General features: G+C 41.4%; 14 protein-coding genes, 1 tRNA gene and 1 riboswitch. Of the genes, 9 read left to right on the top strand and 6 right to left on the bottom strand.

Annotated features, from left to right (window positions below):
* Window positions 1-413: 413 nt before the first annotated feature.
* A riboswitch (TPP riboswitch) is annotated at window positions 414-515 on the top strand.
* Between the two features lie 98 nt (window positions 516-613).
* Window positions 614-1,189 carry an energy-coupled thiamine transporter ThiT gene (thiT, locus tag SB660_RS17940; RefSeq protein WP_012011009.1) on the top strand — a complete coding sequence of 192 codons (576 nt, stop codon included), beginning with the start codon at window positions 614-616 and terminating at the stop codon, window positions 1,187-1,189.
* A gap of 92 nt (window positions 1,190-1,281) precedes the next feature.
* Entirely contained in the window at window positions 1,282-1,470 is a 189-nt protein-coding gene (locus SB660_RS17935) for a hypothetical protein (RefSeq protein WP_012011010.1), read from the top strand.
* Here the strand turns inward: SB660_RS17935 and SB660_RS17930 are convergent.
* Window positions 1,430-1,984: a GNAT family N-acetyltransferase gene (locus SB660_RS17930; RefSeq protein WP_061409263.1), complete on the bottom strand. Its 555-nt coding sequence runs from the start codon at window positions 1,982-1,984 to the stop codon at window positions 1,430-1,432. The genes SB660_RS17935 and SB660_RS17930 overlap by 41 nt on opposite strands.
* 169 nt (window positions 1,985-2,153) lie before the next feature.
* On the opposite strand from SB660_RS17930, the gene SB660_RS17925 reads away from it, so the two are divergent.
* Genes SB660_RS17925 through ftsW form a run of 3 tightly spaced genes read left to right on the top strand, consistent with a single transcriptional unit; the run spans window position 2,154 to window position 5,097 of the window.
* Window positions 2,154-2,789 carry a DUF1232 domain-containing protein gene (locus SB660_RS17925; RefSeq protein WP_180310302.1) on the top strand — a complete coding sequence of 212 codons (636 nt, stop codon included), beginning with the start codon at window positions 2,154-2,156 and terminating at the stop codon, window positions 2,787-2,789.
* A gap of 14 nt (window positions 2,790-2,803) precedes the next feature.
* Window positions 2,804-3,958: a rod shape-determining protein RodA gene (gene rodA / locus SB660_RS17920; protein ID WP_180310301.1), complete on the top strand. Its 1,155-nt coding sequence runs from the start codon at window positions 2,804-2,806 to the stop codon at window positions 3,956-3,958.
* Window positions 3,959-3,960: 2 nt separating this feature from the next.
* The gene (gene ftsW, locus SB660_RS17915; RefSeq protein WP_410583611.1) at window positions 3,961-5,097 is read left to right on the top strand and encodes a putative lipid II flippase FtsW; all 1,137 of its coding nucleotides are present in this window, start codon (window positions 3,961-3,963) and stop codon (window positions 5,095-5,097) included.
* Between the two features lie 30 nt (window positions 5,098-5,127).
* Here ftsW and floT read toward each other — a convergent pair whose 3' ends face one another.
* Window positions 5,128-6,675, bottom strand: coding sequence for a flotillin lipid rafts scaffold protein FloT (gene floT / locus SB660_RS17910; protein WP_003213366.1), 1,548 nt, complete (start codon window positions 6,673-6,675; stop codon window positions 5,128-5,130).
* A gap of 11 nt (window positions 6,676-6,686) precedes the next feature.
* A complete protein-coding gene (locus tag SB660_RS17905) occupies window positions 6,687-7,217 on the bottom strand; it encodes an NfeD family membrane protein (protein ID WP_034620073.1) in 531 nt (176 codons plus the stop codon).
* 204 nt (window positions 7,218-7,421) lie between these two features.
* On the opposite strand from SB660_RS17905, the gene SB660_RS17900 reads away from it, so the two are divergent.
* Window positions 7,422-7,901: a DinB family protein gene (locus SB660_RS17900; protein ID WP_180310298.1), complete on the top strand. Its 480-nt coding sequence runs from the start codon at window positions 7,422-7,424 to the stop codon at window positions 7,899-7,901.
* A gap of 39 nt (window positions 7,902-7,940) precedes the next feature.
* Here SB660_RS17900 and gbsB read toward each other — a convergent pair whose 3' ends face one another.
* Window positions 7,941-9,149, bottom strand: coding sequence for a choline dehydrogenase (gene gbsB, locus SB660_RS17895; protein WP_058013861.1), 1,209 nt, complete (start codon window positions 9,147-9,149; stop codon window positions 7,941-7,943).
* A gap of 27 nt (window positions 9,150-9,176) precedes the next feature.
* Window positions 9,177-10,646, bottom strand: coding sequence for a betaine-aldehyde dehydrogenase (gene betB / locus SB660_RS17890; protein WP_339163629.1), 1,470 nt, complete (start codon window positions 10,644-10,646; stop codon window positions 9,177-9,179).
* Window positions 10,647-10,853: 207 nt separating this feature from the next.
* Between betB and gbsR the strand changes: the two genes are divergently transcribed.
* The 3 genes from gbsR to SB660_RS17875 all read left to right on the top strand — a co-directional run bounded on the left by gbsR (window position 10,854) and on the right by SB660_RS17875 (window position 12,762).
* The gene (gene gbsR, locus SB660_RS17885) at window positions 10,854-11,411 is read left to right on the top strand and encodes a transcriptional regulator GbsR (RefSeq protein ID WP_180310296.1); all 558 of its coding nucleotides are present in this window, start codon (window positions 10,854-10,856) and stop codon (window positions 11,409-11,411) included.
* Window positions 11,412-11,483: 72 nt separating this feature from the next.
* Window positions 11,484-11,556 (top strand) — tRNA-Ala (locus SB660_RS17880).
* Between the two features lie 144 nt (window positions 11,557-11,700).
* Complete coding sequence (locus tag SB660_RS17875) at window positions 11,701-12,762, top strand: tyrosine-type recombinase/integrase (RefSeq protein WP_410583605.1); 1,062 nt, start codon at window positions 11,701-11,703, stop codon at window positions 12,760-12,762.
* A 139-nt stretch (window positions 12,763-12,901) separates the two neighbouring features.
* On the opposite strand, the gene SB660_RS17870 is transcribed toward SB660_RS17875, so the two are convergent.
* Window positions 12,902-13,438 carry a hypothetical protein gene (locus tag SB660_RS17870; protein WP_243824443.1) on the bottom strand — a complete coding sequence of 179 codons (537 nt, stop codon included), beginning with the start codon at window positions 13,436-13,438 and terminating at the stop codon, window positions 12,902-12,904.
* Window positions 13,439-13,447: the final 9 nt, after the last annotated feature.

Raw genomic sequence — 13,447 nt, 5'->3', positions numbered from 1 at the left:
CGTTGCTACACGATGTAGCGAACTTAGCATGTGATCATTTCCTGCCTCGTCAGCGTTTGACTGACTACCTATGATATAACATAGGATTTTTTATAAAAACTCGAATTAACAGGTACGTTTTGTCTTGTTTAGTTTTCAAAGATCATCTTCATCGTCTCTCAGAGGCGACTTTATTAATATAACATTCTATCAAGTTGAAGTCAACAACTTTTTTCTTTATGTTATTTAATAACCGCGCTATTTTAGCGGCGAATACAAATATAACACCTTTTGAGAGAGGAAACAAGTGTTTTTTCTAAATAATTTATTTTTCCTTATCTCTTCCTATATAATCATACAAAAATTGATTGTCACAGGAATTCTCTATTGTTGATCCTGAAGGTCTTTAGTATATTTATAATAGAAGAAAACTAAATAACCGCAGGGGGAGCTTTGTGCTGAGAGTGAACACTCGTTGTTCTGACCCTTTGAACCTGTCAGTTAATACTGAAGTAGGAATGTGGATTCTATTGAATACATGTGGTGTATTCAACTCGATATGTTTTTCTATGAATAACATACTCATCCTTACACGGTCTCTCCTTGCTCAATTCATGAAAAGGGAGATTTTTTTATGCAGCAATCAAATCAATTGGTACGACTGATGGAAATCGCAATTATGACTTCACTTGCACTAGTATTAGATTACTTATCAGGTCTCTTTTTAAGAATGCCGAACGGCGGATCTCTTGCGCTGATTATGATACCCGTTATTCTTATGTCTATTAGATGGGGAATATCAACCGGGTTTATCATTGGTGTGCTTATTGCAGGCCTTCAGCTGATGAATGGCCCTATTATCGCTACACCAGTTCAAGGATTTCTCGATTATTTCGTCGCATCTGTTGTCATTTCCCTAAGCGGCCTCTTTGCTGGATTGATTAAAAAAGCCATTCAGGATCAAAAGCGAAAGCAGCAATTCTTCTATATTACCTTATCCGTATTTGTTGCAAGTTTCTTCAGACTGTTGACGTTCTTTATTTCTGGTGTTGTTTTCTTTTCTCAGTATGCACCAAAAGGAACACCGGGTTGGGTTTATTCTTTAATTTATAACAGCACATATATGGTTCCTTCATTTATTATTTGCAGTATTGTTCTTTGCATACTCATACCAAGTGCATCTCGTTTGGTTTTCCCTCACAAAAAATAACTGGCTGATTTCAGCTGGTTATTTTTTTATGCATAATTTGCTGCTCTATGGAATCTATTAATAGTAGAAGATTTCATGTTGGAGGTACGCCAATGAACCCTTACTCCATTATGCTGTGCTGTTATATTCTCAGTCTTGCTTATTTTTTGGCCGGTTTCTATGAAGCTTTAAAGATAGCAGGAATAAAAGGAAAAGTAGAAGCTTCTCCTCTTATCTCTTATATGCTGCTAGCTGTGCTATTCACTTTTTTCTCTCATTATTATTGGAAGCTGACGATTTAATTCGGTGTACATGGTCATTTAGTACAGGCAGCTCCCACCCATACCCTATTTCATTATGCTTCTCGCCAGCCAGCTCGAACTGGCTGGTAACGACAAAATGAGGTTGAAGCTTTTGATAAAAATGTTTTGCCGAATTTTGTTCAAACACCCACAGCATTATATTCTGATACCCTTTCTCTATTAAATAACGCACTCCTTCTGAAATTAAAGCAATACCTGCTCCTGATTTCTGTTTCTCTTGCAATAGATAGATCGCATAAAGTTCTCCATCATATGTTGGATAGCGCTCATCACGTTGTTTTCCAAAAGAAGCAAAACCAAATACCCCCTCGTCATCTTCTGCGACAAACGTCCCTTCAAGTGACCTTCTTCTCCAGCTCTCTTCCTTATCTTCTATCTGTAAACCATCCAAATAATCCTGATTAATAATGCCTTGATAAGTCGTCTGCCAGCTCTTCACATGTATTTCAGCGATTTTAGGAATATCTTGTTGTACAGCATGTCTCACCTTCATCCGCGCCACTCCTTCTCACTGTTTTCATTCTATCTTTATTATGATAAATTCCTATTTCCTAAAATTCAATCAATAATTGATATTTGTTGACATTTTGTCAACACGCCTTTATATTGGGTACGACTTCTTCTATAGAAGAGTTGATACATCATACAAAGGATGGCGTAAAATGGATACTAAAACAACTGAGCTTGGGCGTCTCTTAAAGGAAAGATTGCAACAACGATCTCTATCTTTAAGAGAGCTCAGCACATACACAGAAATTGATAAAGCGACACTGTCTCGAATCATGAATGGAAAAAGAAAACCAACTTTGAATCATCTGCAGCGACTTTCAGATTCTCTGAACCTATCATTAGATCAACTATTAGCTGCTGCTGGGTTTCCAATCAAAAACGAAAAGGTACATAGTGATACGTTCATACAAACGGTCGTAGAGATCGAAACAACACTGAAAGATCAGGAGGTCTACGACGGTACATTTAGTCAGACCAAATTGAAACAAAAGCTAAACGAATATGAGACCTATAGCCAAACAAACGAGGGAAAAGAAACGATATCGGCAAAGTTTGAGAAAAAGATGGAGGCGCTAAACGGCGTCGGGCCATTCCTTCAGCATTTGAATGACATGTACAGCTTATTTATGACCAGACGAGGTACTTCTCGAGAATTAATGCTGATGGGGGGCGCACTCCTTTATTTCATTATGCCTGTTGACTTAATACCAGATTATATTTTTCCGATCGGCTACATTGATGATGCTGCGGCTGTGAAAATCGTCATAGAGCAGCTAACAAATAGGTAACAGGAAAAGAAGCTATGAAAAAACAGTACAGCATTGACTTCATCCTTTTACTCACTGTGATTTGTTTATTTGTCATCAGCCTGATAGCTGTATATAGCGGATCGGGCCAGTATGAAACGCAGGACTTGTTTTATTTCGTCAAAAGACAAATCTTCTGGTATATCGTCGGCTTTGGTCTCATGGCAATAGCTGCATACTTTGATTATGAATTGCTTGAGCGGTTATCTTTTCGGTTATTTGCAGGTGGTATTTTCCTCATTATTCTTGTGCACTTTTTTGGAACGAGTCAAAACGGATCGCAAAGGTGGATCAGCTTCGGTTCAATCAAAGTTCAGCCATCAGAGTTCATGAAAATTTTTATGATATTGCTTCTAGCGGCTGTGCTGAACCAATACAAGCACCGGCGCTTTTCGTTTAAAGAAAGCATCATTCCTACAAGTAAAGTCGTTTGCTGGACCGTTGTCCCTTTTTTCCTCATCTTAATTCAGCCTGATTTAGGGACAGCGCTCGTGATATTATCTATCGCCTTTACACTGATGCTTGTGTCAGGGATTTCTAGCAAGATGATGGCCGCATTAACCGCTTCTTTTCTGGCACTTCTTTCATTTTTGGTCTACTTACACAACGAGCACTTTGAGCATTTCACAAAAATCATTAAGCCTCACCAGCTTGATCGCATTTATGGCTGGCTCTCTCCCGATGAATTTGATTCGACATACGGGTATCAGCTGAAACAATCGATGCTCGGCATTGGATCAGGTCAATTATCAGGAAGCGGTTTTACAAAGGGGCATCAAGTACAAGGCGGTAATATCCCCGAAGCGCATACGGATTTTATATTTGCCGTCATTGGTGAGGAGTTTGGTTTTATCGGCGCTTCCCTTTTGATGTGTTTGTACTTAACGATGATTTATCGAATCATTCATGTCGCTATGCACGCGAATACGCTTTATGGCTTGTACATATGTGCAGGAGTCGTTGGGCTGATCGTGTTTCAAGTTTTCCAAAACGTAGGGATGACAGTCGGTTTAATGCCTGTGACGGGACTCGCGCTTCCTTTTATCAGCTATGGAGGCAGTGCGCTATTGACTAACATGATCGCCATTGGCCTCGTGTTTAGTGTCAATATCAGGTCATCATCCTATATGTTTGGAGACAATTGGAATTGAAGATGGTGGCATTTCTTCTATCTCATCTCAAAAGAGTCGACCTCGTTCTTGTTGGAACAATTGTATTCCTCAGTTTATTTGGCTTACTGATGGTGTACAGTGCAAGTTATCCTTTAGGAGAAGTGAAGTATGAGAAGGGCAGCTATTTCTTTATCAAACAATGGCAATGGCTCCTGATTGGGGGATTCTTTTTCTTCATTGCTGCTCTTTTCCCTTATCAGATTTATCGTAAATGGATGAAATGGCTTGTCATGCTGTCATTGCTATGTCTCATCCTAGTCCTGATTCCTGGAATCGGTGTTGTCAAAAACAATTCACAGCGGTGGATTCAGCTGGGTTCTCTTATGCTCCAACCATCTGAAGCTGTGAAACTAGTGATGGTGATTTATTTTGCCTATGTGTACGCGAAAAAACAGGCGTACATTACATCTTTTAAAAAAGGCGTACTGCCGCCACTCATCCTTTTAAGTCTTGTATTTTTATTAATCTTGAAACAGCCTGATTTAGGCACAGCTGTGTCTATTTTGTTGAGCTGCGGCATTATTTTATTGTGCGCTGGGCTGAAAAAGCGCCATCTCATTTTGCTAGGATCGACTGCCGCAGCGGGCATCACTTTTTTTGCAGTGACAGCTCCTTACCGTTTGAAGCGGCTGACTTCTTTTCGTGATCCTTTTCAGTATGAAGATGGGGATGGCTATCAGCTGATTCATTCTTATCTCGCAATGAATTCAGGCGGGCTGACAGGGAATGGCTTAGGCGGGAGCATTCAAAAGCTAGGCTTTCTTCCTGAAGCGCATACGGATTTTATTATGGCCATTATCAGTGAAGAGCTGGGCATTATGGGGATTTTGATTGTGATGGGCGCATATCTTCTCATCATGTATCGCGCATTGCGAATTGTGCAGGCTTTACATGATCCTTTTGGAAAACTGTTAACGATTGGGCTTACGTTTCAAATCATGCTCCAAGCAGTCTTTAATTTAGGCGCTGTCTTTGGTCTTCTTCCGATCACAGGCATTCCGCTTCCCTTCATTAGTTATGGCGGCTCCTCCCTAGTGTTCATGATGATATCTGCTGGTATTCTCGTAAATCTTTCTTCATATGTAAAAAGGCATCCATATCGAGCGTATGCCAAATAGACACCTTCTGATGGAAGGTGTCTATTGATTTTATTCTTCTATTTGAGTATCAGCGATCTCTTTTTTTCTTGGCTGTTTGATTTCATTCGTTAGTTCCTGAATGCTTTGCTTCACATTACCTTTGCCGGAAAAGTTCTCAATAATTTCTTTGACATCAATTCCAGAGGATGCTTTCAGACTTTCTTGCAGACTGGACATGAGGTTTGTAGCATAGCCAGTGACTTTATTGGCACCGCTGCCTTCTCCGTTACCTCCCGTATCCACAACTGTAATTTTATCAATGTTAGAAAGTGGTGCAGATACTTGCTTCGCATATTCAGGAAGCATTTTCACAATCATATCAAGGATTGCTGCCTGACCATATTGTTCGAATGCTTCAGCGATTTTCTCTTTCGCTTCGGCTTCCGCAAGTCCTTTCAGTCTAATGACTTCGGCTTCCGTTTCCCCTTTTGCACGATCAGCTTCCGCTTTAGCAAGCCCGTCAATTCGGACTTTCTCAGCTTCTGCTTTTGCCATTGCTTCAATGCTGTATTTCTTGGCATCTGCTTCTGCGAGGCGTTTCGCTTTTTCCGCCGCAGCTGACTGCTCAACCGCATAACGGTCCGCATCTGCTTTCTTTTTCACTTCAGAATCGTATTGACGCTCACGACGCTGAATCTCTTTTTCTTCTAATTCAATTTGCTTCTGACGTTCAATGATTTTTACTTGCATTTCTTGTTCAGTTACGTGCTGACGATTACGAGCTGTTTCAAGATCGTACGCTTGGTCGGCACTTGCTTTTGCTGTATCTTGTTCACGTCTGAATTCTGCTCTTTTCAGTTCATTGATCTTTTCTGCTTCAGCGATTTCAGTGGCACGCTCAAGCTCAGATTTCTTCGCATCTTTATCTGCTTCTGCACGTTTGATACGTGTTTCTTTATCTGCTTCTGCCGTTGCGATATCTGCATCGCGTTTCACTTGGGCAATTCTAGGTTTACCTAATGATTCTAAATAGCCATTTTTATCACGGACATCTTTGATGGTAAACGATACAATGACAAGACCCATTTTCGCTAGATCTTGAGAAGCGACACGCTGTACTTCTTGAGAAAATTTCTCTCTGTTTTTATAAATCTCTTCAACTGTCATTGACCCTAAAATGGAGCGAAGGTGTCCTTCTAGTACTTCTCTCGCTTCGTTTTCGCGGTCTTCTTTTGTTTTACCTAAAAATTGCTCTGCAGCAGTAGCAATTTCTTCAATCGATCCGCCAATTTTAATGATGGCCGTTCCGTCCGCCATGACTGGTACACCTTGTTCAGTATAGACTTCAGGTGTTGAAACATCTAGCTTGCTAGATAGTAAGCTGAGCGGCTCTGCTTGTTGAAAAACAGGGAGTACAAAGGTACCTCCGCCTCTTACAATCTTAATCTTGTTTCCACCTTCATCCACGTGGACATTTTTACTTCCGAGATAACTTCCTGTGACGATTAATGCTTCATCTGGACCAGCTGTCCGGTATTTCGAAACAAATACACCAATAAGTGCAATTAGAATCACAAGCACAATTCCAATGATAATTAAAATGGTTGTTCCTGGCATAGCATTCCCTCCTAGATTTCTTCATTTGGTATAACTGATAAGACGCCTTTGTTCACTTCGACGACCAGCACCCGGGTTCCATATGGAATCTCCTCTTCGTCGAAACTGACGGCAGGCTTTGAGATTTTCCCGCTATTACTAATTAACAGCACTTCTCCAAACCCGTCTTTTGGAACAGATACAATGATCTCCCCAGTTCTTCCTTTTAAGTCGGCCTCCGTATATGAGAGAGATTCTTCAGCAGAGGAAAGCGGGACTAAGACAAATACATTCAAACAGGTCACAAGAACCACTGCGAGGATGGCAGATAAGACTGCACCAAGTCCACTCCCTACAATTGCTGTCTTTTCAGAGATAAACCCTCCCGCCGAGAAAAAGGTAAGAAATGCGAGGATTAATGTTGGTTGAAGGAATGGAACAGGAATCGCTTCAAACAATCCATCAAATACATCGCCGAAAAAGACGAAAACAAGTGTCAGGATTCCTGATATCATCAATATGTATAAATATAGCGTCTGAAGTGGCAGCCCGAACACATCCATCTTCCTCACCCTTTCTTCATGAAATGAACAGCCTTTGTTTCATTTAGACCATGCTCACCTCCAATGTATTCCTTCTAACAGGTAATACGAACCACTCTTGTAAAGGTTTCAAATTTCCTCACAATTCTTCACAGGAATTCAACGATAGCTAAAGAATGATTGTCATGTACCCGTATGTTAAAATTTGATCTTGAGGTGATGAAAATGAGTTTATTACATGATGCAAGACAAGAATTGTGGCAAGAGCTGCAAGGTTTGAACGAAGAACAATTGAATCAAAAATTATCTGATGATACTTGGAGTATTCAAGAGGTGGCAGATCATTTAAAGAAGATGGACCTAGTGGCAGCAAAACATCTAGCTGCTGAGGGAAAAAAAGCACCGATTAAAGAATACGAGCCAAAGCCGGTGGAAATGGCAGAGGATCGTTCGAAAAAAGCCACTGCGCCTAGTATTGTTGAGCCTGAGCACAAGCATGTGACACCTACACATTTAAAGGATGAGCTCGATACAGCACGTGAGAAGCTCAATCAAATTTTATCAACATTTTCTGAGGATGATTTCAAGCGCGTCATTGCACATCCTGTGTTTGAAGAATTATCCCTTAAGCAATATCTTGATTTTATCGGCGCACATGAAAAACGCCATATTCATCAAATCAAAGAAATTAAAGAACAGCTATAAGACATAAAAAGACTCCCTTTTGGGAGCCTTTTTTCATTGTTACACTGTTTTAGGCGTTAGATCAAAACAGCGCGCATAAATCCAGTTGTACGCTTTTTCGTTTAGATCTCTTGGGTTTCCAATTGTTTGCGGATCTTTCATTGCTTCTTTAGATAAGCGGTCAATCATATCTTTTGATACACCTTGTTCTTCTAATGAAGGAACTTCTAGGTCTTCCACTAAATCATACATCCAGTTCACTGCTGCTTTGGCGGCTTCCTCTGTTGACATTCGGCTAATATCAATTCCAAATGCTTGCGCAATACGAGCAAATTTTTCGGGATACCCCTTCCAGTTATACTCCATCACCGGTCCCATCATTGCTGCAACACACTGGCCGTGCGCTACAGGAATAATGCCTCCTAGTGTTTGACTCATCGCATGTGCAGCACCTGCTGATTCGCTTCCATAAGAAAGCCCGGCAAGCATTGCAGCTTGTGCCATTCCATATCTGGCTTCTAAGTCTTCGCCATCAGCAAAGGCACGGCGAATGTAATGAGCTGCATATTCAATGGCCATGAGCGCGACCGCATCTGTAATGGGCTGAGCAAATTTCATTGTATAGCATTCAATGGCGTGTGCAAGTGCATCAATTCCAGTCATTGCTGTCACATGAGGCGGCATGGATACATGAAGCTCTGGATCAATGACGGTGAGGTGAGCTGCAATGAGCGGGCCACCTGTGTTGAATTTGAATTCTCTTTCTTCATCTGTAATTACTGCCCACTGCGTCACTTCTGAACCTGTACCAGCCGTTGTTGGAATAGTCGTTAAAGGCGGGATTCTCTTTTCAAGCGGTTTTTTCCCCTCTGCCGCTTCGTAATCAAGGACTGAGCCTTCATGCGTCGCTTCTACACCGATCGCCTTCGCTGTATCCATTGAGCTTCCGCCACCTACTGCGACTAATCCATTACAGCCTTCTTTTTCATATAACGAAGAGCCTTCATTCACTAAACGGACTGGCGGGTTTGGCTCTACTTTATCAAATAGCACCACATCGATTTGTGCTTCTTTTAATGAAGCAATCACTGGCTCTACCACACCCGCTTGGTAAATACCTGGGTCTGTTACAAGCAATACCTTTGAAACACCGTATGCTTTTACTTCTTCCCCAACATGTTTCACTGCACCGATGCCATGTTTAATGACAGTCGGAATTTCAAACGTATGGAATTTTTGCATGCTTTCAATTTTCATATTTAATGTCATAAAGAATCTCCTCCAAATGTGTGATTTTTATTGAAACCAGCGAATTGCTTCAGGTTTTGTATTACGATATACATGCTTCAGCTCCGTATATTCCTCGAGCCCGGTGCGTCCTAATTCACGTCCTAGACCTGATTGCTTATATCCACCCCAAGGAGCTTGAGCGAAATAAGGATGGAAATCATTGATCCAAACTGTGCCTAATCTTAATTGACGCGCGACTCTTTCGGCCTTGCTGATATCAGTAGACCACACGGCTCCTGCTAAACCATAAATCGTATCGTTTGCCAGTTCAATCACTTCTTCCTCTGTACGGAAGGATTCAACTGTCAATACTGGGCCAAAGACTTCTTCCTGAACAATCCGCATCTCTGACGTGCAGCCTGAGAAAATCGTTGGCAAGTAGAAGAACCCATTTGAAAGCTCTTCTGCGTCAGGTCTTTTTCCGCCTGTTTCTAATTTGGCGCCTTCATCTAACCCAATGCTGACGTATTTTTCTACTTTTTCTCGATGCTCAGCTGAGATGAGCGGTCCGCTCTGGGTTTCTTCATCAAAGCCGTTGCCTAGCTTGATTTTTTTCGTACGCTTCACCAGTTCTTCTAAAAATTCATCATGAATGGATTCTTCCACTAGCAAACGTGAACCCGCTGAACACACTTGCCCCGCATGGAAAAACACAGCATTCATTGCCTGGTCAACCGCTACGTCTAAATCAGCATCTTGAAACACAATATTCGGATTTTTCCCGCCGAGCTCAAGGGCGATTTTCTTCACATTCCCACTGGCTCCCTGCATGATTTTCTTACCTGTTTCAATACCGCCTGTAAATGAAATCAAATCGACATGATCATTTACAGCAAGCTCATCACCAACCGTTGCACCTGGTCCAAGGACTAGGTTCGCAACCCCTGCTGGAATGCCTGCTTCTTCCATGAGTTTGAATACTTTGATCGTAGTAAGTGGTGTGATTTCACTTGGTTTTAATACGATTGTGTTCCCCGCTGCAAGAGCAGGTGCGATTTTCCAGCTTGCTTGAAGCAATGGATAGTTCCATGGAGTAATTTGCCCGCATACACCGACAGGCTCTCTGACCAATTCGCTTTTAGAGTTCTGAATTGGCGATGCAATGATTTCCCCGCCATCTTTGTCGGCAAGCCCTGCATAATATTGGAACACGTTCGCAATATCGTCCATATCAGCTTTGCTTTCCTCTACTGTTTTACCAGTATCAAGCGATTCTAATTTGGCTAGTTCATCAAGATCACGCCTAATCAATTCAGCAATCTTAAACACCATATTTCCTCTTTCAAGTCCAGGCAAGTTTGCCCAATCACCTTGATCGAAGGCTTTTCTCGCTGCTTTAATGGCTAGCTGCGCGTCATTTCTTGATCCTTCACTAACTGTCGCGATCACTTCTTGATTAAATGGATTAATGATATCCCGCGTGTCGCCACTTTTGGCGCCAACCCATTGTCCATCTATAAATAGTGTTTGACTCATAGAAGGAACCTCCTCTGATTCTCTTTGGTAAGTTTGTTAAATAAAAATTTAACGTTTTGAACATAATTAACGTATCATGTTCAAATTTTTCTGTCAAAGGGAGATATGCTTCATTTTCTTTTGACATTTTGCATTCTTTCGTTAACATATAGTCCATAAAGATTTTTTTGAACGTATTGAATTCTCTTAATAGAAAGCAGGGACAAGATGAAAAAGCAGGAACAGCCGCAAGCAGAAGAGCGTATTTTAGCTGCTAAAGATCTAGTCATTGATTCCATAGCTGAAACGATGGATCTCTATGGAATTACACGAAGTGCTGGTATTCTTTATGGGACCATGTACTTAAATGAAGAAATGACGCTGGATGAGATGCGTGAAGAGCTGCAAATGAGCAAACCAAGTATGAGTACGGGTGTGAAAAAACTGCAAGACATGAATATTGTCAAAAAGACCTTTCACCGAGGACGAAGAAAACATAGCTTTGTTGCTGAAAAGGACTTTTTTAAGTTTTTCATGAACTTCTTTCCGCAAAAATGGGAACGAGAGGTCGAGGTCAATTTAGCGGCAATTGAAGAAGCACAAGCGCGGCTTCAAGAGGTGGCTCGTGATGATCAGCTGGAGGAACATATAAGAGAGGAAGCGCAGCAGCTCATTGAACAGCTTGAAAGTTCAAAAGCCTACTATGACTGGCTGAGACGCTTAGCAGACTCTGTTCATTCAGGGGAAATCTTTGACTATATCCCGATTGATCAGAAAGATAAATAGACGATGTGTGTGCGTTTTAAAGCTTGAATTTTACAGGAGGATTGATTATAATAAATTATGTCGTAACACATCGGGGCATTAGCTCAGCTGGGAGAGCGCTACGCTGGCAGCGTAGAGGTCAGCGGTTCGATCCCGCTATGCTCCATACTCCGGTAAAATGGCGGTATATCAACGTTTGCTTAACGGTGACTTAAGCGATGACTTATCGTAGCGTACCGCTCCTATAACGCGCAGTGAAGCGCACCGGTAAATCGATCGTCTTCTATACGAAATAGGAGGCGATTTTTTAATGCATTCAGAACGACGGAAAGGTAAACGCGTTAAGGCGGAAAGGACGATTACTAAAACATCACGCAGCAAAACGTATTCAATCTCGGTTATTTGCGAAAAAATATGCGAGGCTAAGCGAGCAGAAAATAGAGCACCGGAAACTATCGACCGCTACCGGAGGGCGTGCCGTTACCTATTAGAATACGCACGTATGATCGGACTAGACGATGACATACGTGATATAGACGTTGACTTTGCACGCGGCTTTGTTGCGTATTTGCTGCACGAACGGGTTAAATTCGACGGCCACAAGTTTAAAAAAGACGAACACAAAACGCCCGGCATGTCGCCGAAATCCGTAAACGATTATATAAAAACGCTGCGGACGCTCTTTCGGTTTGCTCAACGCGAAGGATCGGTACTATTAAATCCGTTTGATGATACGAAGCTAGTTAACGATCCGGAAGAAATGGTAAACATACTATCTCCGGATGAACTACGAATGCTTCTAAGCGCGCCGGATCAACGAACATTCGTCGGCTTCCGCGACTATGTAATCATGACGTTTCTAATCGATTCAATGGCGCGAATCGGTGAAATCTTATCATTAACGAAAGAAAACGTAGATTATGCGTCAGGTACTGTTTACTTCAGCGCATGGGACGTTAAAACGCGTCAAGGTAGATTCGTTCCTCTCGAAAGAAAAACGATGAACTTAATAAAAGAACTTCTTATAGAAAACGAAGACTTCGAAAGTCCATTCGTATTTTTAAGTAACTACGGCGAGCAATTACAGTCGAACCAATTTCGGAAACAGTTAAATAGATACGCAGACCGAGTCGGTATTACTAAGCACGTACACCCGCATTTATTCAGACATACTGGCGCGACAATGTATTTAGAAAACGGCGGTGATATACGTCACTTGCAAGCGACGCTTGGGCATCGTGATATGCGGATGGTTCAACGCTACACTCACTTATCAAAAAATTCTCTAAAGGAACAGCATCGTATACATTCTCCACTTCTCCAAATTACGGAGAAATTAAATAAGGAACGGAAGACTTTTCGGAAACGATAGGACGGCTTAGTTGCCGTCTTTTTTTTGCGATTACTTATTCCGCTTCAATAAACGCATCGAACGCTGCTAATTTACCACGCATTTTACGTCTTTACGGCATAAAAAGAACCCCGCCCTTTATTGGGCAAGGCTTTTTCGTTTACTGATTCAGTGTATATTTTCTAGTGAACGTAGTAGCATCTGAAACATTATTTCCAGCGTTTTTAAAAATACGCCATGAAAATTCAATGCCGTTTACCTCGTTTGGCATTGAATACGACAAAGGCCAAACATAAAAGAAATCTAGCCGATCTCCTTTTTGATTTAGTTCATTCTTTCCTTCTTCTTTTACTGGGATGACTTCTTCTGCGCCTAATTCTTCGCCAGTATTAAGCTTTATAGTCTCCACAGCCGGATATGCTTCAAATGAAGATTGGCCCGTATTTAGCATAGATCCTTTTATTGCAATGTGGGAACTTGACGGAGAGATTAACACACGTTCTACTTCTATAGAAAGCCCCTCATAGTTTCCGTTATCATTCATTTCGTATACATCTGTCCATACAGCGCTATCTTCTTTTAATTGTTCATATGTATCTTTTGGAATAGTTGTAGTTATAGATGGTTTATCTGCGCTCTTTGAACAACCTAAAAGCACAATCAATATTATCATAAAACTAATAAACAACGTGGACATTCGCAATAA

Source organism: Bacillus sp. SIMBA_005 (genome assembly GCF_046535585.1).
GTDB classification, from domain to species: domain Bacteria; phylum Bacillota; class Bacilli; order Bacillales; family Bacillaceae; genus Bacillus; species Bacillus pumilus.
This window is presented reverse-complemented; position numbering and strand designations above follow the sequence as displayed.

What these genes read in the sequence shown, in the direction of transcription:
- thiT (WP_012011009.1), top strand. Translation starts at nt 614, where the DNA reads ATGCAGCAATCAAATCAATTGGTACGACTGATGGAAATCGCAATTATG.
- SB660_RS17935 (WP_012011010.1), top strand. Translation starts at nt 1,282, where the DNA reads ATGAACCCTTACTCCATTATGCTGTGCTGTTATATTCTCAGTCTTGCT.
- SB660_RS17930 (WP_061409263.1), bottom strand. Translation starts at nt 1,984, where the DNA reads ATGAAGGTGAGACATGCTGTACAACAAGATATTCCTAAAATCGCTGAA.
- SB660_RS17925 (WP_180310302.1), top strand. Translation starts at nt 2,154, where the DNA reads ATGGATACTAAAACAACTGAGCTTGGGCGTCTCTTAAAGGAAAGATTG.
- rodA (WP_180310301.1), top strand. Translation starts at nt 2,804, where the DNA reads ATGAAAAAACAGTACAGCATTGACTTCATCCTTTTACTCACTGTGATT.
- ftsW (WP_410583611.1), top strand. Translation starts at nt 3,961, where the DNA reads ATGGTGGCATTTCTTCTATCTCATCTCAAAAGAGTCGACCTCGTTCTT.
- floT (WP_003213366.1), bottom strand. Translation starts at nt 6,675, where the DNA reads ATGCCAGGAACAACCATTTTAATTATCATTGGAATTGTGCTTGTGATT.
- SB660_RS17905 (WP_034620073.1), bottom strand. Translation starts at nt 7,217, where the DNA reads ATGGATGTGTTCGGGCTGCCACTTCAGACGCTATATTTATACATATTG.
- SB660_RS17900 (WP_180310298.1), top strand. Translation starts at nt 7,422, where the DNA reads ATGAGTTTATTACATGATGCAAGACAAGAATTGTGGCAAGAGCTGCAA.
- gbsB (WP_058013861.1), bottom strand. Translation starts at nt 9,149, where the DNA reads ATGACATTAAATATGAAAATTGAAAGCATGCAAAAATTCCATACGTTT.
- betB (WP_339163629.1), bottom strand. Translation starts at nt 10,646, where the DNA reads ATGAGTCAAACACTATTTATAGATGGACAATGGGTTGGCGCCAAAAGT.
- gbsR (WP_180310296.1), top strand. Translation starts at nt 10,854, where the DNA reads ATGAAAAAGCAGGAACAGCCGCAAGCAGAAGAGCGTATTTTAGCTGCT.
- SB660_RS17875 (WP_410583605.1), top strand. Translation starts at nt 11,701, where the DNA reads ATGCATTCAGAACGACGGAAAGGTAAACGCGTTAAGGCGGAAAGGACG.
- SB660_RS17870 (WP_243824443.1), bottom strand. Translation starts at nt 13,438, where the DNA reads ATGTCCACGTTGTTTATTAGTTTTATGATAATATTGATTGTGCTTTTA.